Here is a 20,182-nt window from a genome sequence, read left to right as displayed (position 1 = left end):
ACATTTGGGTTTAACGTCCAATTGCTTTACTTCCAATATCGTTTCGATAGAATAAACCAGTTGTATCTTGCTTAGCAAGCTTAGCATAAATAACATCTTGAGCAGATTTTACGTCAGCCTCTGTTGTGACTAACATGTATACACGTCCGCCGTTTGAAAGCAATGCTTTATCATCAGCGAACTTAGCTCCTGCGTAATAAGTAATCACATCACCTGATGTTTTTTCTGGAAGACGAACACCTTTTTCGTAGGCAACTGGGTAACCTTCTGAGGCAACTACCACACCCAAAGTCACACCCTTGTCAGTCCAAGTGATTTCTGGCTCTTTACCATCTAAAATATCAGTAATATTTTGAGCGAAATCAGATGTCAAACGTGGCAAGATAACTTGAGTTTCAGGGTCACCAAAGCGTGAATTAAATTCGATAACTTTAGGACCATCATCTGTTAAAATAAGCCCTGCATAAAGAACACCAAGGTATGGACGTCCTTCAGCAATCATCCCATTAAGAACAGGTTTAACGATTGTTTCAACAGCTGTATCAACAACACTTTGTGGCAAATGTGGTACCGGTGCGTAAGCTCCCATACCACCAGTATTAGGACCTTTATCACCATCAAAAGCACGTTTGTGGTCTTGCGCAGTTGGCATGATATAGAAGTTATCGCCATTGACAAAAGCAAACAATGAGAATTCTTCGCCATCAAGAAATTCTTCAATAACCACACGTGCACCAGAATCACCAAATTTATTATCAAGCAACATTTCATGTGCAGCTTCAACGGCTTGTTCTACTGTTTCAGCAACTACCACACCTTTACCTAATGCCAAACCGTCAGCTTTAACAACAATCGGTGCGCCATGTTCTTCAATATAACTCTTTGCTTGCTCAAAATCTGAGAAAGTGCTGTAAGCCGCTGTTGGAATATGATATTTAGCCATGATTGATTTAGCAAAGTCTTTAGACCATTCAAGCTCTGCAGCTGCTTTACTTGGACCGAAGGCTTTCAAGCCTGCGGCATTAAAATCATCGACGATTCCTGCAGCCAAAGCATCATCAGGTCCGATAAATGCCCAAGCGATCTCATTTTCTTTTGCAAAATCAATAAGCTTAGAATGTTCGGAAATTCCGATATTTACTAAATCAAGTCCATCAAGTGTCATCCCATCATTTCCAGGTGCTACAAAAACCTGGCTCACTTGAGGAGATTCCAACAACTTCTTAGCAATAGCGTTCTCACGCCCGCCAGAGCCAACAACTAAAAGTTTCATAAGTAAAAATACCTCAATAGAAAACAATCACAGGAGCCTAGGCTCCAAAATCAACAAAGCACGTAAAAACAAAATATTTTCACGAATTATCTAGATATATTATAACATATTTGTTCGGAAATAGATGAAAATCCTGTGATAAGTTTAGAAAAAATAGCATAAAAATAAAAAAAGTCCCAATCTAGATAGATTGGGACTTGGTTGGATTATGAAAAAAAGTTTATTTAGGAGTTATTGTTAGTATAGTAAGCCTTACTTAAGTGAGACTTAAGCATAACTTTCAAAAAACTTAAAGTAAAAGCATCCTAGCCTTAGCCAAGATGCTTCATGAAATATTTATTAAAGGAAGTTTGCCTATTTATCTTAATGGCGGAAGTGACGAACACCTGTAAATACCATGGCAATACCGTATTTATCAGCCATGTCGATAGATTCTTGGTCACGAACTGAACCACCAGGTTGGATGATAGCTTTCACACCTGCGGCAGCAATTTCTTCAACGTTGTCCGCAAATGGGAAGAAAGCATCACTAGCAAGGACAGCACCGTCAAGACGGTCTTTGGCTTGATCAAGAGCGATACGAACAGAAGCTACACGGTTTGTTTGACCAGGACCAACACCAAGTGTCATGTGGTCATTTGTCACGATGATACCGTTAGATTTAACATATTTGATTGATTTCCAAGCAAGTTCAAGCGCAGCTTTTTCTTGGTCAGTTGGTTGACGTTTTGTGACAACTTTCCAATTTGCTGGATTTTCTTCGATAACATCTTGGTTTTGAACCAAAAGTCCACCAACAACACCAGTGTATTCTTTTTCAACTTGACTAGCTTCTTGAGCGTCAAATGGCAATTGAAGAATACGCATGTTTTTCTTCTTAGTTGTCAAGATTTCAAGAGCTTCATCAGAATAGCTTGGTGCAATGATGATTTCAAGGAAGATAGCATGCATTTTCTTAGCTGTTGCAGCGTCAACTTCACGGTTCAACACAACAATACCACCAAAGATTGATACTGGGTCTGATTCATAAGCGTAATCCCAAGCAGTTTCAATGTCGTCAGCCTGTCCAATACCACATGGGTTCATGTGTTTAAGCGCGACAACAGTTGGGCGATCTTTGAAATCACGGATAATACGAATCGCAGCGTCAGCGTCACGAATATTGTTAAATGACAATTCTTTACCATTCAATTGTTTAGCAGAAGCAATTGAGTAATCTGTTGGCAATGCTTTTTGGTAGAAATCCGCGTCTTGTTGTGGGTTTTCACCATAACGCATTGGTTGTTTCAAATCGTAAGTGATGGTAAGTTTTTCAGGTTTTGTTTCACCAACTTGTTTTGTAAAGTATTCCGCAATCAAAGCATCATAAGCTGCTGTGTGACGGAAGACTTTAGCTGCCAAACGTTGACGAGTTTCAAAGCTTGTTTCACCATTTGCTGATAATTCATCCAAAACAACAGCATAATCAGCTGGATCAACAACAACTGTAACGCTAGCATGGTTTTTAGCTGCAGAGCGAAGCATTGAAGGACCACCGATATCAATGTTTTCAACCGCATCAGCGTAAGTCACATCTGGTTTCAAGATTGTTTCTTTAAATGGGTAAAGGTTAACCACAACAAGGTCAATCAATTCGATGTGATTATCTTTTGCTGCTTGAAGGTGACTGTCAAGGTCACGACGAGCCAAAAGACCACCGTGGATATTTGGGTGAAGTGTCTTCACACGACCATCCATCATTTCTGGGAAACCAGTCACATCATCAATCGCAATAGTGTCAACGCCTGCTTTATCAAGCGCAACTTTTGTTCCACCAGTTGAGATAATATCCCAACCAAGTTTTTTCAATTCTTGAGCAAATTCAACAATGCCCGCTTTGTCAGAAACACTAATTAGTGCACGTTTTGTCATTTTTTCTCCTTTAAAAAGATGTTACTGCTATTTTTAAATTTAAAGTCATCACAAAGCATAAGTTATGAGATTACTTTTTCTCAACTCCCAAGCTCTCTAAAACCTCAGGATAAAGCTTATACTCATTTTCATGAATGCGAGCTTCAAAACTTTCAATGGTATCACCTGCTAGACGAGGCACACGAACTTGTTTAATCACTGTCCCTGTATCGACACCACTGTCAACCCAATGAATGGTAACGCCAGACTGGTCAACACCTGCTTCCCAAGCATCATCAATACCGTGAGCGCCTGGAAATTCAGGAAGATAAGCTGGATGAATATTGATAATACGACCTTCGTAAGCTTTTAACAAAGTCGTTCCAACAATTTTCATATAACCAGCCAAGCAAACCAAATCAATGTCATATTTTTCAAGCAAAGCTACAATTGCTTTTTCATAATCTACTTTACTATCAAACTCTTTAAGTTCAAAAGCATGAGCTGTCACACCGAGTTTTTCAGCACGTTCTAAGACATAAGCATCTCGGTGGTCTGAAAAGACAAACTCAACAGGAAATTGCTCAGCAATAACTTGAAAATTTGAACCGTTACCACTCGCAAATACTGCGATTTTTTTCATTATTTAATCACCACACTTGCATCTGTTTTTTTAACGATGCGACCAAGTTCGTAAACTGGTTCGTCAAGTAATTCTTTAACGCGTTCAACTTTGTCAGGGCTAACTGCCATCATCAAACCAATACCCATGTTGAAGATTTCAAACATTTCTTCGTGTTTGATGTTGCCATATTTTTCAAGAGCTTTGAAAATTGGAAGAACTGGAATTTTGTCTTCTTCGATTTCAGCAGCCAAGTCATCAGCGAACATACGTGGCACATTTTCGATGAATCCACCACCAGTGATGTGGGCAATACCATTAACCAATTCTTCTTTGATAAGCGGAAGCACTGCTTTAACATAAATACGAGTTGGTTCAAGAAGGACTTCTTTCAATTTTTTACCTTCAAGTTCTGGAAGAACTTCTTCACCTGAATAATCAGCAAAAACTCGACGAACAAGTGAGTAACCATTTGAGTGAATACCACTTGAAGCAAGTCCAAGAAGAACGTCGCCATCAAAAACTTTTGAACCATCAATGATTTGTGATTTTTCAGCAACACCTACTGCAAAACCAGCCAAATCATAATCATCTTCGCCGTACATACCAGGCATTTCAGCAGTTTCACCACCGATAAGAGCTGCACCAGATTGCACACAACCTTCAGCAACACCTGCAACGACTTGTTCAAGTTTTGCAGGTTCATTTTTACCAGTTGCGATGTAATCTAGGAAATAAAGTGGTTCTGCACCAGCAGCAATGATATCATTGACACACATTGCCACACAGTCTTGACCGATGGTATCGTGTTTGTCATATTTAATGGCAAGCATGAGTTTTGTTCCCACACCATCAGTTCCTGAAATCAAAACAGGTTCTTTCACACCAGTTTTTGTAAGGTCAAACATACCACCAAAACCACCAAGAGCGCCCATAACACCAGCACGTTCAGTACGTGCCACGTGTTTTTTGATACGTGCAACAACTTCATAACCTGCTTCAACATCAACACCAGACTGAGTGTAAGCATTTTTTGACATAATAATTTTCTCCTTTTTGGGAAATAGCAGAGCTATTTAAACATTTTTCCAGATAAGTTTATTTGACTTTTCCAAAGTATCGTTGACCATTTCTACATCATAACTAAATATGCCAAAAATGGACTAATATAGATGGCTAGATAAATCAATGTAATCCATGGCTGATAATCAATATAAAACTCCTTAAAAGTCAACGACCATGGGTGTTTAATAATTACCCACCCAACAACATCGACAATTATAGTTAATGTTCCCCAGAGTAGTGATGTTAGAACCACTTCATACAGCGTAACTACTGGTAAAGTAAACAAATACATATAAGCAGCAATAGGGAAAATTAAAATATTATATAGTGGATGCCAAGGCTTAGTTGCTTCGTAACCTTCTCCCATACCTGGACCATCAGCCATCGATGACATTTTAAGAACAACAATATTAAAGACCGTATGTCCTACACCAAAGATAAAAGTCACTACAATATAAGCCAACCAGTCCATAGCATGGACAAACCAAATTCTTGCATTACATTGTTCCTTCCTCTAACCAAAAGCTATTTATTCTCATTAACTTCGTGAATATAGAAACTTGTTTTTTCTTCCAAGCTCTTGAGGTATGCTTCTTCATAATCATAGAGTGGTGTTGGATACTTACCGTCAAAGTATGCCACACAAAGACCACCATTTGGAGCATCTGTATCAAGACCGATTGATTCAATCAAACCATCAATTGACAAGTAAGTTAGACTATCTGCACCGATAATTTCACAAACTTCATCTTTGGTATGATTAGCCGAAATCAATTCACGACGATTTTGAATGTCGATACCGTAGAAACATGGGTATTTCAACTCTGGACTACCAATAGCCACGTGAACTTCTGTCGCACCTGCTTCACGAAGAAGGCGAACAATGCGACGTGAAGTTGTTCCACGTACAATAGAATCATCTACCATGACCACGCGCTTACCTTTAACAACACCTGAAACAGCTGAAAGTTTCATACGAACACCTTGCTCACGCAATTCTTGTGTCGGTTGAATGAAGGTACGTTGTGTGTATTGGTTTTTCACCAAGCCCATTTCATTAGGAAGACCTGATTCTTCAGCAAATCCCATGGCTGCTGAAAGCGATGAATTTGGCACACCAACAACGATATCAGCTTCATGATGAAACTCTTGTGCCAAACGTTTCCCCATATTTTTACGAGCTGTGTGAACATTGACACCGTAAATGTTACTATCAGGGCGGGCAAAGTAAATGTATTCCATTGAACAAATGGCAAGTTGAGTGTCATTTGTGTAAGAGTCATAGTGAATACCACTGTCATCGATAATCACCATTTCACCAGGTTTTACATCACGAACCCACTTAGCACCAATCACTTCAAAAGCACATGTTTCACTTGAAACCACCCAAGCGCCATTTTCCATTTGACCAATTGACAATGGACGAAAACCATTTGGATCAAGCGCAGCAATTAACTTATCTTTTGTCATCAACAGATAAGCAAAGCCACCTTTGACAGTGTTAAGGGCTTCTTTAACTTTCCCAAGGAACTCTGGATTGTGACTACGACGAATCAAATGCATCAAAATTTCAGTATCTGATGAGGCATTGAAAATCGCACCTTCATCTTCAAGTTCTTTCTTCAATGATACGGCATTTGTCAAATTACCATTGTGGCAAAGACCAAATTGTTCATCGGTGAAGTTGTAAAGAAATGGTTGGATGTTATTAATAGAGGCTGAGCCAGCAGTCGCGTAACGAACGTGACCGATAGCTGCAGTCCCCGTCAATTTTTCCAAATCAGCAGGATTTTTAAACACATCTGAAAGGAGACCTGTATTGCGATGTTGAAGAAGTTTGCCGTTATCGTTAGTTACGATACCAGCACCTTCTTGACCGCGGTGTTGAAGACTGTGGAGTCCAAAATAAGTGACGTGAGCAGCTTGAGGATGTCCCCAAATCCCAAACACACCACACTCTTCATTAAGAGATTTAACTTCGTATGTCATTCTTTTTTATTACCTAAATTTACTCGTCAGAATTTTTCTCTGATAAGTTGACAAAAGGTACTCACGTACCCTGTCACTATCAATTCTATAAAATATATTTTTGTGGATATTAAGCTTTAGTGAAATACTCAACCGCGCTACGGAACAAGTGTTGGTCTTTATTTCCTGGAATATTTTGGAAAAGACCATCTTCGTAACGTTCTGAGTGTCCCATCTTACCGATGATTTGTCCGTTCTTGCTTGTGATACCTTCAATAGCATTCACAGAGCCATTTGGATTGTATTTAGAATCCATGCTTGGTTTGCCATCGAAGTCAACGTATTGACTAAAGATTTGTCCGTTATCACGAAGTTCAGCAAACTCTTCATCAGTCACAACAAATTTACCTTCACCATGTGAAACTGGAATAGCGTAAACATCACCAACTTCAACACCAGCAAGCCAAGGTGAGTTTGTATTTGCAATACGTGTTTCAACCATTTTCGCCACGTGTTGATTAGCATCGTTGTAGAAAAGAGTTGGACTTGTTTCAGTAGCATCTTCAAAGTTACCGTATGGAAGAAGACCTGATTTAACAAGGGCTTGGAATCCATTACAGATACCAATGATAAGACCACCTTTTTCGATGAAGCTATCAATAGCTGCGCGAACTTTTTGGTTAAGCAAGATGTTCACGATAAATTTAGCAGAACCATCTGGTTCATCAGCAGCTGAGAATCCTCCAGCAAAGAAGATAATGTTAGCTTTACTGATGTTGTCAACCATTGTGTCAACTGAAGCTTCGATTGCCGCTTCATTAAGTGTCACAAATGGGACCAAATTAACTTTTGCACCAAATTGTTCAAAGGCTTTAGCTGAATCGTACTCTGAGTTTGTACCAGGGAAAACTGGGATGTAAACAAGTGGTTCAGCAACTTTTTGACTTGCCTTAATCACAGCGTCTGAAGCGACAGCTGGAACATCTTCAAGCTTAGTACTTTGTTCAAATTCAGTTGGGTAAACTTCTTCAAGTGTTCCTTCAAAGGCTGAAAGAAGTTTGTCACCAGCAAGGTTGATATCGTTGACAGTAAGTGTAAAGTCAGCTGTTGTTTCACCAATTTTAACAGCGTCAGCAATTTCTTCATCTGAAGTAAAGACAAAGCCACCAAGTTGTGCTGTCAAGCTAGTTGCAAGTTCGGCCAATTCAACCTTAGCACCGATATGATTACCAAAGCTAGCAAGTGCCAAGCTTTCCATCACACCACCGTACTTAACAGCTGACGCTGCTGTAATGTGATGTGCTTTTTGAATGGCTTCAAATTTAGCAAAGTTACCTTTGATTAGGTCAAAATCAATATCTTGTGAAATAGCATGACCTGGAATATAGTAAACATTTTCGCCAGCTGCTTTAAATTCAGGTGAAAGAACTTTACGGCTATCGGCTGTTGTTACCCCAAAAGCAACCAATGTTGGTGGTACTGTCAATTCTTCAAAAGTACCAGACATTGAATCTTTACCACCAATTGATGGTAAACCAAGTTGAATTTGAGCTTCGATTGAACCAAGAAGAGCTGAGACAGGTTGACCAAAGCGTTCAGCTTTTTTATCCATACGTTGGAAGTATTCTTGATAAGAAAAACGTGCTTTAGACCAGTTAGCTCCAGTTGCCACCAAACGTGCTGTCGCTTCAATCACAGCATAAGCAGCACCGTGATATGGTGACCATTCAGCAATGTAAGGATTGAATCCTTGAGCCATAACTGAAGCAGTTGTTGTCACTCCATTTTGAACAGGAAGTTTTTGAACAGAACTTTCTGTTGGTGTGATTTGGTAACGACCACCAATTGGATGGTTAACTGTTGAGCGACCAACAGAGCTATCAAAAATCGTTTGTAAACCTTTTTGACTAGCATGGTTAAGGTCTGAAAGAACCTTAGTTGTATCAGCTCCGAGTGTTGCTGCTGAAGTTGTACGTTGTTCTGGCATGTCAACTTGACTATCAACGACATCAGCGTCAACAACCACGCGCACACCGTTAGTATCAAGGAAACGACGTTCAATATCGACAATGGTTTGACCATTCCAAGTCATGACAAGGTTTGGTTTTTCTGTAACTGTCGCAACAACAACAGCATCGATATTTTCTTTATGACATTCAGCTACGAAAGCATCAACATCTTTTGGACGAACCACAACAGCCATGCGTTCTTGTGATTCTGAGATAGCAATTTCAGTTCCGTTAAGCCCTTGGTATTTAAGTGGCACTTTATCAAGGTCAATTTCAAGACCATCAGCCAACTCACCAATCGCAACACAGACACCACCAGCACCAAAGTCATTTGATTTTTTGATGAGGCGAGTCACATTGCCATTACGGAAAAGACGTTGAATTTTACGTTCTTCGATGGCATTACCTTTTTGTACTTCTGCACCAGCTGTTTCAACAGATTCAACCGTTTGAACTTTAGAAGAACCAGTTGCACCACCGACACCATCACGACCAGTTTTACCACCAAGAAGGATAACCACATCACCAGCTTCTGGTTTTTCACGAACAACATTACCTTTAGGAGCTGCACCGACAACAGCACCAAGTTCCATACGTTTAGCAACAAATCCTGGGTGGAAGTATTCTTTAACGTAAGTTGTTGCAAGACCGATTTGGTTACCATATGAAGAATAACCGTGAGCTGCTGTTTTAGAAATCACTTGTTGTGGCAATTTACCAAGACGAGTTTCTGCAATTGGTGTTGTGATATCACCAGCACCTGAGATACGCATAGCTTGGTAAACATAAGAACGTCCTGACAATGGGTCGCGAATAGCACCACCAATACATGTTGCAGCACCACCAAATGGTTCAATTTCTGTTGGGTGATTATGTGTTTCATTCTTGAACATAAGAAGCCAAGGTTCTTTAACACCATTCACATCTACTTCGATTTCAACAGAACATGCGTTGATTTCATCTGAGACTTCCATGTCGTCCAAACGTCCATTAGCACGTTCGTAACGACCAAAAATAGTCGCCATATCCATCAATGTTTGTGGTCTTTCAGAGCGACCTAATTCATCACGCATAGCAATGTATTTATCATAAGTTGCTTGCAATTGTTTTTGGAATTTAGACGCTGAGAAATCAATATGTTTGAGCTCAGTTTCAAAGGTTGTGTGACGGCAGTGGTCTGACCAGTAAGTATCCAAAACTTTCAATTCAGTTTCAGTTGGCACACGACCAATTGATTTGAAATAATCTTGGATGAAAAGAAGGTCATCAACTTCCATCGCCAAACCTTGTTCAGCTTTGTAGTCAGCAAATTCAGCTGCTGTATAAGTTTTAAAGAAATCAAGATTTGGAATTGTTTTGTCAGATTCTGAAAATGCTTGTGGGGCAATTCCTGTTGTAATATCTTTAAAACGAGAATCAACAGGATTAAGCAAATAATTCTTAACCGCATCAAGTTCAGCTGCAGCGATATCTTTATTAACGAGATAAAGTTGAGCAGTATTAACAGTCACGTCACTATTGCTACCAAGCAAAAGCAAAGCTTCTTGTGAAGATGCTGCACGTTGGTCAAACTGACCAGGAAGTGATTCAATCGCAAAGAAAGCATAATTAGCAAGTTCAGCAACCAAATCATTTTCAGCCAAAATATTATCTGTTACTTGTTCAGAAAAGATATGTTTTTCCGCACGTTCAAAAAGTGCTTTGTCTAGCCCAAAAACATCATAAACTTGAATGATACGTAGATCAGTCAAACTTGTTAATTGAAGATTATGTTTAAGCTCTTTAACAAGTGCTTGAGCTTTAATATTGAAATTTGATTTTTTCTCAACGAAAATTCGTTTATCCATTTTTTACCCTTTTTAGACTTCTTCTTTTACCTACTAGCAAATGTTGCAGATTATTTAAGTCCTTTTAGTTTTTCAAGAACAACTTCATAAACATCTGTTAAGCTACCAAGATCACGACGGAAGACATCTTTGTCCATATGGTGACCTTCAGCATCCCAAAGACGGCAGTTATCAGGTGAAAATTCATCAGCAAGAATGATTTTACCGTCTTTATCTTTACCAAATTCCAATTTGAAATCAATCAAAGTAAGTCCGATTTGTTTGAACCAATCTTTCAAAAGTTCATTAATACGACGTGTTTCAGCTTTGATGTAAGCAATATCTTCATCGCTTGCAATACCAAGAAATTTCACATGTTCATCATTAATGAATGGGTCATCTAATTCATCGTTTTTGTAATAAAACTCAACAATTGGTGTGTCCAATTTGATACCTTCTTTGACACCAAAACGTTTTGAGAATGAACCTGCTGTAACATTACGCAAAACAACTTCAAGAGGAACAATATCAACTTTTTTGTTCAATTGTTCGGTTTCTGACAATTGTTTAACAAAGTGAGTTGCCACACCTGCTTCATTCAATTTAGTGAAAATTAAAGATGAGATTTGATTATTAAGAACGCCTTTACCTTTAATAGTCTCTTTACGAGCACCATTAAGCATTGTTGCTTGGTCTTTGTAGACTGAAATAATCAAGTTCTCATCTTCTGAAGTTGTGTAAATATCTTTAGCTTTTCCCGTATAAATTAGTTGTCGTGACATATTTTTGTTCGCCTTTCGCTTTTATTCTACTAAATTTTAACACATGCTCTAACCAATTTCAATATTTAACAGACTTTTTAATAAAATAAAAATAAAAACGTCCGCTTTTAGCGAACATTTTTGCTTAATTTACTCTGTTATAGAGATATTCCATCATTTCTCCCATACGTTTCATGTCTTCAACATCTTCATCAGGGATTTCCAAATGAAACTCGTCTTCTAAATTAATGATGAATTCCATCAAAGTAATTGAATCAACTCCCAAATCATCATGAAGACTTGTAGTTTGTGTAATCTTCATATCTGGTTTATTCATTTGCTCCTTAATGATGAAACTAATCCTTTCAAAAATAGCCTCTTTTGTCATTTCATCCTCCCTTTTCATTAGTCTTTTGGTGTGAATGCTTCAACCAATTGACCAACAACATTTGTATCTAACATCTTACGAGCTTGTCTAATAGTATAGTAAACAGCTTGCGCGTCACTTGAACCATGACATTTCACAACAGGTGCTTTAAGCCCAAAGAGAACCGCACCACCTGCACTTGAATAATCCATAGTATCTTTTAGACTATACAAACTATCTTTTAATAGAAGGGCTCCTAATTTAGCTTTCCATCCACCTAATTTAATAGAAGATTTCAAGCTTCCCATAATATTAAGAGCAGTTCCTTCCATCGTTTTAAGAACAGCGTTTCCTGTGAAACCATCTGATACCACAACATCAGCAACACCATTCATTAAGTCACGCGCTTCAACATTTCCAACAAAGTTTAGACTATCATCTTCTTCCAAAAGAGCGTAAGTTTCTTTATGAAGTGGATCACCTTTAGTAGCTTCTGTCCCATTATTTAATAGACCAACTCGAGGTTTATCAATACCACGAACATTTTTTGCATAAAATGACCCTAAAATAGCATATTGGTGCAAGTGTTTAGGGGTATTTTCAGCATTCGCACCAAGGTCTAACATATCATAACCTTTACCATCAAGAGTTGGTAAAGTAGACATCAAACCTGGACGATCAATTCCTTTAATACGTCCAACAACAAAAAGTCCTGCTGCCAAAAGAGCACCTGTATTACCTGCAGAAATCACAGCATCTGCTGTTCCTTCCTTAACGGCTTGAGCACCAAGTACCATACTAGCTTTCTTTTTACGACGAATCGCTTTTGCTGGCTCATCGTCCGAATTAATTTTTTCATCTGTATGAACAACTGACACACGCTCTGTTGCTGTCAAATATTCCTTAATTTTTGCTTCATCTCCATAAAGTTGAATCTCAATATCTGAGAATTCAGCCAAGGCACGATTAACTCCCTCAACAATAGCTTTAGGAGCATTATCTCCGCCCATAGCATCAATAGCAATTTTCTTCATATGAATTTCCTCACAAAACATTATCGCCTTATTATAGCATGATTCGCGATTTTTTTCATTTTTTGAAAATCCTCGCATGCTTTCAGAAAAAAAGCCATCTGATAAACACTCAACAAGTGTGCTTATCAAATGACTTTATTTCATAATATTTCCCCAAATCCCTAAATCATCGATGAATTTCTTACTCTTCAATCGAAGACCAACATAATTGTCATAAATATCATCAATAAACAAACGTAATTTTCGTTTCATCTCTGGCTTAACAGAAATTGTCTTCAAATCGTCAAATTGAATTGCTTGAAAACGATCCACCAGATAAAGAACATTTGGATCCAAATGACTACGATGCTCATCCTTAGCATAATGTTCTGGACAAAGCAGCCCAGAATATTTATGTGAAAAATCAAAAGGAAGCCCTACACGATGACAAAAAGCACACTCATGAAAATTAAGACTAACACCAAAACGTTCTAAAATCTGAATTTCAAAAATATTAGTCAAAATCTCGTAATCAAGCCCCTCTTCCATCAACAAAAGAGTCTTCTTTAAAAAGGCAAATAACTGCGGATCTGCCACACCATCTGGTACAGCAGCATCAGCTAGGGACGTCACATAAGACGCATAAGATAGCTTAAATAAATCCGCATTAATCTCCTTGAAAGAATCAACTTCCTTATAATCTTCAATAAAAGATAAACCAGTCTCATTGATTTTTAAAATAAATTTAGCTACCGTTAACGGTTGAATAGCCGAATTAAAACGAGATTTACTAGCATGTTTCACAAAAAACATGTGTTTCCCATTGGTTTCAGTAAAAATCTTAACTAACTTATCATCCTCACGATAATTACGATTATAAAGGACAAGACCGTAAGTTTCCTTATTTTGCATGTTCTTCCATAAATTCTTTCAAACGATTCATGGCTGTTGTGATTGTTTCCATACTTGCCGCATATGACAAACGAAGATAGCCTTCACCATATTTACCAAACGCCACACCTGGAATGAAAGCAACTGCTTTTTCACGAGCAAAATCTTGACAGAATTTAAATGAATCTTGTTCATAGCCAGCTGGAATCTTAGCAAAAATGTAAAAGGCACCATCTGGTTTAATAATCTTAAAACCAAGTGCTGACATCTTATCAATGATGTAATCACGACGTTTCATATACTCTGCTTTCATTGGGAGAGCATCATCTTTACCAACTGAAAGAGCTTCAATCGCAGCAAACTGTGCCATTGTTGCAGCAGCTGTAACCAAGTATTGGTGACTCTTAATCAACTGTGCTGTAAAATTAGCTGGTGCAAAAATCATACCAATTCGCCAACCAGTCATAGCGTGAGATTTAGAAAGACCATTAATTAAAATCGTTTGTTCTGGAAGATATTCTGCAATTGATACATGAGGTTCATCACTATAAGTCAATTCAGAATAAACTTCATCTGAAACTACAAAGACATCATATTTCTTAAGCACGTCTGCCAAAGCTTTAATTTGTTCACGTGAATAAGTGACACCAGTTGGATTTGTTGGGTAGTTAAGCAAAACAGCTTTTAGTTTATCACCTTGTTCTAAGATAGCTTTTTCAAGCATCTCTGGCGTTAAAACAAAATCATTAGCTGTTGTATCAATTTCAACGATTTCAGCCCCTACAAGATTAACAATAGGTTCATAACCAGGATAAGCTGGTGCTGGTAAAAGAACTGTATCACCAGGTTCCAAAATAGCCGTTAACGTTGCAGATAGAGCTTCCGTTGCCCCAATTGTAACCAAAATTTCATTATCAGGATTATAAGACAAATGATATTTAGATTTCAAAAAATCTGCAGCTGCTTGACGAAGAGCAGGTAAACCTGCCATCCCAGTATAGTGAGACTGATTGGCATCAATCGCAGCTTTTGCTGCCTCTTTAACATGATCAGGTGTTGTAAAATCAGGCTCTCCAAGAGTCAATTTCATAATGCCTGGCACGTCAGAAATAGATTGATCAAATTGACGAATCAACGACACTTCAATCTTATTTAAATTTTTATTAAAACGATCTGTTAAACTCATAGTTTCACCTCAAAAATCTAATTACATCTATTATACATAAAATTTGATAATTATACACCCTTTTTCAAGTTATCCACAACAATAACCGTACGATGTCTAAAAGTGACTTATCCACATGTTAATATCTAAAACTAAAAAAATCGCTGGAATAACACCAACGATTTCTTCTGACTTAAAGCCAAATCTTATTTATTAGCTGTTCCCATTTCAAACAATGGTGACAAAGGACGTTTTTCGTGAATACGAGTAATTGCTTCTGCAATCAATTCAGCGATTGAAATTTGTTCAATCTTGTCAATCAAACGTTCTTCTGGAAGATAGATAGTATCCAAAACAACCAATTTTTCGATTGCTGATTTTTCGATATTTTCAAGAGCAGGTCCAGAAAGAACTGGGTGAGTACATGATGCATAAACCGCAGTTGCACCAGCTTCTGCAAGAGCATCTGCTGCGTGACAAATAGTACCTGCTGTATCGATCATATCATCAATCAAGATACATTTTTTACCTTTAACATTACCAATAATGTTCATAACTTCACTGGTATTCATTTTTGTAACACTACGACGTTTATCAATGATAGCAATCGGTGTTTGGAGGAATTGTGCCAATTTACGTGCACGAGTCACACCACCGTGGTCAGGACTAACGACAACAACATCGTCTCCAACCAATCCATGACGGTCAAAGTAATCAGCGATCAATGGTGCACCCATCAAATGATCAACTGGAATATCAAAGAAGCCTTGAATTTGTGCAGCGTGCAAGTCAACAGTCAAAAGACGATCAACTCCAGCTACTTCAAGCATATTTGCGACTAATTTAGAAGTAATCGGTTCTCGTGAACGAGCTTTACGGTCTTGACGTGCATAACCGTAGTAAGGAATAACCACACTAATTTTTTCAGCACTAGCGCGTTTAAGAGCATCAACCATAATCAAGATTTCCATCAAGTTATCGTTAACTGGTGAGCTAGTTGACTGTAAAATAAAGACATGGTCGCCGCGAATTGATTCTTCAATGTTGACTTGGATTTCACCATCAGAAAATTGACGAACAGTTGATTTTCCGAGTTGAATTCCCATAGCCGAAGCTACTTTTTCTGCTAATTCTTTGTTTGACGATAAGGCAAACAATTTTAAATCAGAATAAGACATGATTTCCTCCAAAGTTTTTATCCTTTACCATTTTAACGTTTTTTTAGCATTTTTTCAATGACAAATGCGTTAAATCCGCTAAATACAGGCAAAATAGAGGGACACAAAAAAAGAGAAGGACATAATCCTTCTCACAGTTTTATTATTGGTAGATATAGTAGACAGTTCCGCCACCCCAAGTTGATGAAGTTGGGTTGAACCATCCACGGTAGTTACCGATTGATGAGTTACCAGCGTAGTTAGCTTCCATAACTTGGATGTTAGTTGAGCTTTGAACAGCTGTTACATATGCAACGTGTCCATAACTACCACCATCATATGGCCATACAGCTACTGCACCAGCTTGTGGTGTAGTACCTACAGAGTGACCAGCAGCTTGTGCGCTAGCAATCCATTGGTTAGCATTACCCCAATAGTTACCAACCCATGAAGCAAGTGATTTAACACCCCAAGTACATTGACCTACTGGATAAGTGTTACCTGCTGTGTTAGTAGTTGGTGTTACTGAAGATGGTTTAGCAGCTGATGATGAAGTTGAAGCAGCTGGTTTAACAGCAGTTTGTGCTGGTGCACTTTGAGCTGAAGTTGAAGCTTGTTGTGCTGGTGCACTTTGAGCTGAAGTTGAAACTTGTTGTGCTGGTGCTGCAGCAGATGAATCTTGAGCTGAAGTATCTGTAGTTGTATCAGTTGTTGCTGTACCATTTTGAACAGCAGCTTGTGCTGGTGCTGCAGCAGATGAATCTTGAGCTGAAGTATCTGTAGTTGTATCAGTTGTTGCTGTACCATTTTGAACAGCAGCTTGTGCTTGTGCTACAGATTCAGCTTGTTCTTGTGCTTCGGCAGCAGCTTGTGCTTCGGCAGCAGCTTGTGCTGCAGCAGCTTCAGCAGCGGCTTGTTCAGCAGCTTCTTTTTGAGCTACAAGGTTAGCACGTTCATCTTCAGCAGTTGCCAATTGAGCAGAAAGATCCAATTGAGCAGCTTGCAATTCAGCTTGTTGTGTTGCCAAAGCAGCTTGGTTTTGTTCGATAGTTGCTTTGTTAGCAGCTACTGTATTGATAGCTTCTTGGTTTTCAGCTTGTTTTTGTTCAATTGCAGCTTTATCAGCTTCTTGTTCATCAAGCATTTTTTTGTTTGCAGCAACTACTTCACGAATTGCTTGAACACGGTTGATAGCATCAGAAACTGACTTAGAGTTCAAGATTGTGTTGATGTAGCTTGTAGCTGAAACATTTTTTTGCGCATTACGAGCTTGGTTTTTCAAAGTTTCGTTACGAGCAACAATTTTGCTTGAAAGAGCTTGAATTTCTTCACTCAATTTTTGAGATTCAGCTTCAAGTTGAGCATTTTGTGCTTCCAAATCAGCTTGTTGTGATTGAAGAGAAGACACTTGACTTTGAATAGCATCAACTTTACTTTGAGCTGCAGCTTGTTCAGAAGTTAGGTTGCTGATGACAGCATCCTGCGCAGCAATTTGTGTATCATAATCGTCCGCATTTACAGTTACGGCCGCTGTCCCCAGTGTTACACCACTGACAAGAACAGCTGATAAAATTCTTTTTTTCATATTAATTAAACTACTCCTTTTTGATAAGACTCTATTATTTTACCAAAAAATCACGCAATTAATATTACGTGATTGTTACATTTATGTTTTGTTATGGTAATCTAAGCGTTAAAATATACTTTTTTAAACAATTTCTGGAATATCAAATACAACAAAATGTTAAAAATAAGTGTAGGCGCAAAACTATATGCTATAAAATTAGCCATTGATAACGTTGTCATTCCTAATAAAACAGCTGCTGATTCTCCAACAATTTCAAACAAAAACAAAACAATAATATAGAAGGTTAATGTTTGAAAATTACTTGCAAAAATACTCTTAGTAATCTTATTAGTAAAAATTACTAAAACTGGTAGTAAGAAAACAACCAAACCAATTCGATTCAAATAATAGATATCATAAAGAGCACCTAATATTAATGCACTAAATAATACAAAGCGTTTATTTCTATCATGATAAAAATTAATAATTGCCAGCAAAAGTAGATGACTACTAATTGTCACATGATATGAGAAGATAGAACTCATCAAATAAGAAAGCTGACCATCAATTAACATCAAGAGAAAAAGCAGAAAAAGTAAAAAGTATTTGTTCTTAAAAAAAGCCACTTTAATCACCAACTATTGTTACATATGAAATATCAGAAAAATCAGCTGCAGGTGCTACATAAACAACACGTTCTAAATTCTCTGAACTATTCTTCACACTTGAAACAGAACCAACAGCTATATTTGCAACAGTATCACCATCAAGTCCACTTGTCACAACACTATCGTTTTCATTAATATCAATAGAAGAATTAAGATTTGAAACAATAAAACATTTCTTATCAGAATCGTAAGATTCCAAAATTCCAAAAACATCACCTGAAGAAGTTGAAATTTTAACAGGAATACTAAAATCAGAACCACTTGCTAAAAGTGCAATACTTGAAGTGGTTGAAGAAACGTCAGTGACAACACCAATAAGTCCTCCATTTGACAAAGCAAGCATCTTTTTCGCAACATTATTATTTTTTCCTAGCTTAACGGTTAAAGAGTCATACCAAGAAACTGGACTTCTAACAATAACCTTTCCTATAGCAGAAAACTGAGTATTAATAGATGATGATGCATTAATAGCACTATTTAATTGATCATTTTCAGATTTTAAAGAATCAATCACTTCACTTTGATTTTCAAGCTCTGCAACTTTTTTCTTCAATTTTTTATTTTCAGAATAAGTATCAAAAAGATCGTGGATATCCTCATTAAGAGAATCTAAAAACCTAAAAGGAGCAGAAACAACAGAGTCCACTCTGGCAACAACACTCCGAATTGGAGAAGTAACACTAGAAACAATTCCTTCATTCTTAAATAGAAATGCCAAAGAAAGACAGAGAACCAATAAAATTAACACAGCGAAGAAAACGAGACGAGAGATTCTTAATTTTTTCAAAATTGTGCACCAACTAACTTAGAATATAAAAATAAACGAGATATCAAAAGATAATCTCGTTTGTAAAATAGTACGGAGAATAAGGGATTCGAACCCTTGCGCCGGTTACCCGACCTAACGATTTAGCAAACCGTCCTCTTCAGCCTCTTGAGTAATTCTCCATTCCATGTATGGGCACAAGTGGACTCGAACCACCGACCTCACGCTTATCAGGCGTGCGCTCTAACCAGCTGAGCTATGCGCCCATGAAACTTGGAATAACCAATATAAATAAAAAATAAAAAGCGGGTGACGAGAATCGAACTCGCGACAACAGCTTGGAAGGCTGTAGTTTTACCACTAAACTACACCCGCATTTATTAAATTTTAAATGGCGCGAGACGGAATCGAACCGCCGACACATGGAGCTTCAATCCATTGCTCTACCAACTGAGCTACCGAGCCAAACTATTGCGGGAGCAGGATTTGAACCTACGACCTTCGGGTTATGAGCCCGACGAGCTACCGAGCTGCTCCATCCCGCGCTAACAATATTAAAGGAGGATGTGGGATTCGAACCCACGCACGCTTTTACACGCCTGACGGTTTTCAAGACCGTTCCCTTCAGCCGGACTTGGGTAATCCTCCACAATAAAAAGTTTCAAATCAATATGGACCTTGTAGGACTCGAACCTACGACCGCTCGGTTATGAGCCGAGTGCTCTAACCAGTTGAGCTAAAGGTCCAAAGTCATCCATATATCATCTATAGCGGCGAAGGGGATCGAACCCCCGACCTCCCGGGTATGAACCGGACGCTCTAGCCAGCTGAGCTACACCGCCATCAATCGGGAAGACAGGATTCGAACCTGCGACCCCTTGGTCCCAAACCAAGTGCTCTACCAAGCTGAGCTACTTCCCGAAATTATGCACCCTGCAGGATTCGAACCTGCAACCGCCTGATTCGTAGTCAGGTACTCTATCCAGTTGAGCCAAGGGTGCATCATAATATTAAATTTTATACTGCCGAGGACCGGAATCGAACCGGTACGAAGGTTACCCTTCGCAGGATTTTAAGTCCTGTGCGTCTGCCAGTTCCGCCACCCCGGCCTCTAACAAGCGAACGACGGGGTTCGAACCCGCGACCCCCACCTTGGCAAGGTGGTGTTCTACCA

16 protein-coding genes and 11 tRNA genes are annotated in these 20,182 nt (G+C 38.5%); all 27 read right to left on the bottom strand.

The window, feature by feature from the left end; translation table 11 throughout:
- Positions 1-10: 10 nt before the first annotated feature.
- The 27 genes from purD to STRINF_RS01710 all read right to left on the bottom strand — a co-directional run bounded on the left by purD (position 11) and on the right by STRINF_RS01710 (position 20,117).
- Entirely contained in the window at positions 11-1,273 is a 1,263-nt protein-coding gene (gene purD, locus STRINF_RS01840; protein ID WP_006531303.1) for a phosphoribosylamine--glycine ligase, read from the bottom strand.
- Between the two features lie 363 nt (positions 1,274-1,636).
- Complete coding sequence (gene purH, locus STRINF_RS01835) at positions 1,637-3,184, bottom strand: bifunctional phosphoribosylaminoimidazolecarboxamide formyltransferase/IMP cyclohydrolase (protein WP_006531302.1); 1,548 nt, start codon at positions 3,182-3,184, stop codon at positions 1,637-1,639.
- A gap of 70 nt (positions 3,185-3,254) precedes the next feature.
- The gene (gene purN / locus STRINF_RS01830; protein ID WP_006531301.1) at positions 3,255-3,806 is read right to left on the bottom strand and encodes a phosphoribosylglycinamide formyltransferase; all 552 of its coding nucleotides are present in this window, start codon (positions 3,804-3,806) and stop codon (positions 3,255-3,257) included.
- Positions 3,806-4,825, bottom strand: a complete 1,020-nt coding sequence (purM, locus tag STRINF_RS01825; protein ID WP_006531300.1) for a phosphoribosylformylglycinamidine cyclo-ligase — start codon at positions 4,823-4,825, stop codon at positions 3,806-3,808. Before purM ends, purN begins: the two co-directional genes overlap by 1 nt.
- 92 nt (positions 4,826-4,917) lie before the next feature.
- Positions 4,918-5,322 (bottom strand): hypothetical protein, encoded by a 405-nt coding sequence (locus STRINF_RS01820; protein ID WP_006531299.1) that lies wholly within the window; start codon positions 5,320-5,322, stop codon positions 4,918-4,920.
- Between the two features lie 53 nt (positions 5,323-5,375).
- Positions 5,376-6,839 carry an amidophosphoribosyltransferase gene (purF, locus tag STRINF_RS01815; RefSeq protein ID WP_006531298.1) on the bottom strand — a complete coding sequence of 488 codons (1,464 nt, stop codon included), beginning with the start codon at positions 6,837-6,839 and terminating at the stop codon, positions 5,376-5,378.
- Between the two features lie 109 nt (positions 6,840-6,948).
- Positions 6,949-10,674: a phosphoribosylformylglycinamidine synthase gene (locus tag STRINF_RS01810; protein WP_006531297.1), complete on the bottom strand. Its 3,726-nt coding sequence runs from the start codon at positions 10,672-10,674 to the stop codon at positions 6,949-6,951.
- Between the two features lie 50 nt (positions 10,675-10,724).
- Complete coding sequence (gene purC / locus STRINF_RS01805; RefSeq protein ID WP_006531296.1) at positions 10,725-11,435, bottom strand: phosphoribosylaminoimidazolesuccinocarboxamide synthase; 711 nt, start codon at positions 11,433-11,435, stop codon at positions 10,725-10,727.
- A 124-nt stretch (positions 11,436-11,559) separates the two neighbouring features.
- Positions 11,560-11,802, bottom strand: coding sequence for an acyl carrier protein (locus tag STRINF_RS01800; protein WP_014334167.1), 243 nt, complete (start codon positions 11,800-11,802; stop codon positions 11,560-11,562).
- Positions 11,803-11,819: 17 nt separating this feature from the next.
- Positions 11,820-12,815 carry a phosphate acyltransferase PlsX gene (gene plsX / locus STRINF_RS01795; RefSeq protein WP_284702727.1) on the bottom strand — a complete coding sequence of 332 codons (996 nt, stop codon included), beginning with the start codon at positions 12,813-12,815 and terminating at the stop codon, positions 11,820-11,822.
- Positions 12,816-12,950: 135 nt separating this feature from the next.
- The gene (recO, locus tag STRINF_RS01790) at positions 12,951-13,706 is read right to left on the bottom strand and encodes a DNA repair protein RecO (protein WP_006531293.1); all 756 of its coding nucleotides are present in this window, start codon (positions 13,704-13,706) and stop codon (positions 12,951-12,953) included.
- A complete protein-coding gene (locus STRINF_RS01785) occupies positions 13,696-14,871 on the bottom strand; it encodes a pyridoxal phosphate-dependent aminotransferase (protein WP_006531292.1) in 1,176 nt (391 codons plus the stop codon). Before STRINF_RS01785 ends, recO begins: the two co-directional genes overlap by 11 nt.
- A 185-nt stretch (positions 14,872-15,056) precedes the next feature.
- Positions 15,057-16,028, bottom strand: coding sequence for a ribose-phosphate diphosphokinase (locus STRINF_RS01780; RefSeq protein WP_006531291.1), 972 nt, complete (start codon positions 16,026-16,028; stop codon positions 15,057-15,059).
- A 142-nt stretch (positions 16,029-16,170) separates the two neighbouring features.
- A complete protein-coding gene (locus tag STRINF_RS01775) occupies positions 16,171-17,592 on the bottom strand; it encodes a CHAP domain-containing protein (protein ID WP_006531290.1) in 1,422 nt (473 codons plus the stop codon).
- Between the two features lie 101 nt (positions 17,593-17,693).
- The gene (mreD, locus tag STRINF_RS01770; protein WP_006531289.1) at positions 17,694-18,209 is read right to left on the bottom strand and encodes a rod shape-determining protein MreD; all 516 of its coding nucleotides are present in this window, start codon (positions 18,207-18,209) and stop codon (positions 17,694-17,696) included.
- On the bottom strand, positions 18,202-19,029 hold the full coding sequence (mreC, locus tag STRINF_RS01765) for a rod shape-determining protein MreC (protein ID WP_043878283.1): 828 nt from the start codon (positions 19,027-19,029) through the stop codon (positions 18,202-18,204). Before mreC ends, mreD begins: the two co-directional genes overlap by 8 nt.
- A gap of 73 nt (positions 19,030-19,102) precedes the next feature.
- Positions 19,103-19,190, bottom strand: a tRNA-Ser gene (locus STRINF_RS01760).
- Between the two features lie 10 nt (positions 19,191-19,200).
- A tRNA-Ile gene (locus STRINF_RS01755) sits at positions 19,201-19,274 on the bottom strand.
- Positions 19,275-19,312: 38 nt separating this feature from the next.
- A tRNA-Gly gene (locus STRINF_RS01750) sits at positions 19,313-19,383 on the bottom strand.
- Positions 19,384-19,400: 17 nt separating this feature from the next.
- Positions 19,401-19,473 (bottom strand) — tRNA-Phe (locus tag STRINF_RS01745).
- Between the two features lie 6 nt (positions 19,474-19,479).
- Positions 19,480-19,553 (bottom strand) — tRNA-Met (locus STRINF_RS01740).
- Between the two features lie 13 nt (positions 19,554-19,566).
- Positions 19,567-19,656: transfer RNA gene (locus STRINF_RS01735), tRNA-Ser, on the bottom strand.
- A 24-nt stretch (positions 19,657-19,680) separates the two neighbouring features.
- Positions 19,681-19,754: transfer RNA gene (locus STRINF_RS01730), tRNA-Ile, on the bottom strand.
- A 22-nt stretch (positions 19,755-19,776) separates the two neighbouring features.
- Positions 19,777-19,850 (bottom strand) — tRNA-Met (locus STRINF_RS01725).
- A gap of 5 nt (positions 19,851-19,855) precedes the next feature.
- Positions 19,856-19,929 (bottom strand) — tRNA-Pro (locus STRINF_RS01720).
- Between the two features lie 6 nt (positions 19,930-19,935).
- Positions 19,936-20,009: transfer RNA gene (locus tag STRINF_RS01715), tRNA-Arg, on the bottom strand.
- Between the two features lie 22 nt (positions 20,010-20,031).
- Positions 20,032-20,117 (bottom strand) — tRNA-Leu (locus tag STRINF_RS01710).
- Between the last annotated feature and the right edge of the window lie 65 nt (positions 20,118-20,182).

The organism is Streptococcus infantarius subsp. infantarius ATCC BAA-102, from assembly GCF_000154985.1.
GTDB lineage: Bacteria > Bacillota > Bacilli > Lactobacillales > Streptococcaceae > Streptococcus > Streptococcus infantarius.
The sequence above is the reverse complement of the archived record's forward strand: the minus strand, read 5'-3'. Positions and strand labels throughout refer to the sequence as shown.

Coding starts and splice junctions, on each gene's coding strand:
- purD (WP_006531303.1), bottom strand. CDS start 1,273: ATGAAACTTTTAGTTGTTGGCTCTGGCGGGCGTGAGAACGCTATTGCT.
- purH (WP_006531302.1), bottom strand. CDS start 3,184: ATGACAAAACGTGCACTAATTAGTGTTTCTGACAAAGCGGGCATTGTT.
- purN (WP_006531301.1), bottom strand. CDS start 3,806: ATGAAAAAAATCGCAGTATTTGCGAGTGGTAACGGTTCAAATTTTCAA.
- purM (WP_006531300.1), bottom strand. CDS start 4,825: ATGTCAAAAAATGCTTACACTCAGTCTGGTGTTGATGTTGAAGCAGGT.
- STRINF_RS01820 (WP_006531299.1), bottom strand. CDS start 5,322: ATGGACTGGTTGGCTTATATTGTAGTGACTTTTATCTTTGGTGTAGGA.
- purF (WP_006531298.1), bottom strand. CDS start 6,839: ATGACATACGAAGTTAAATCTCTTAATGAAGAGTGTGGTGTGTTTGGG.
- STRINF_RS01810 (WP_006531297.1), bottom strand. CDS start 10,674: ATGGATAAACGAATTTTCGTTGAGAAAAAATCAAATTTCAATATTAAA.
- purC (WP_006531296.1), bottom strand. CDS start 11,435: ATGTCACGACAACTAATTTATACGGGAAAAGCTAAAGATATTTACACA.
- STRINF_RS01800 (WP_014334167.1), bottom strand. CDS start 11,802: ATGACAAAAGAGGCTATTTTTGAAAGGATTAGTTTCATCATTAAGGAG.
- plsX (WP_284702727.1), bottom strand. CDS start 12,815: ATGAAGAAAATTGCTATTGATGCTATGGGCGGAGATAATGCTCCTAAA.
- recO (WP_006531293.1), bottom strand. CDS start 13,706: ATGCAAAATAAGGAAACTTACGGTCTTGTCCTTTATAATCGTAATTAT.
- STRINF_RS01785 (WP_006531292.1), bottom strand. CDS start 14,871: ATGAGTTTAACAGATCGTTTTAATAAAAATTTAAATAAGATTGAAGTG.
- STRINF_RS01780 (WP_006531291.1), bottom strand. CDS start 16,028: ATGTCTTATTCTGATTTAAAATTGTTTGCCTTATCGTCAAACAAAGAA.
- STRINF_RS01775 (WP_006531290.1), bottom strand. CDS start 17,592: ATGAAAAAAAGAATTTTATCAGCTGTTCTTGTCAGTGGTGTAACACTG.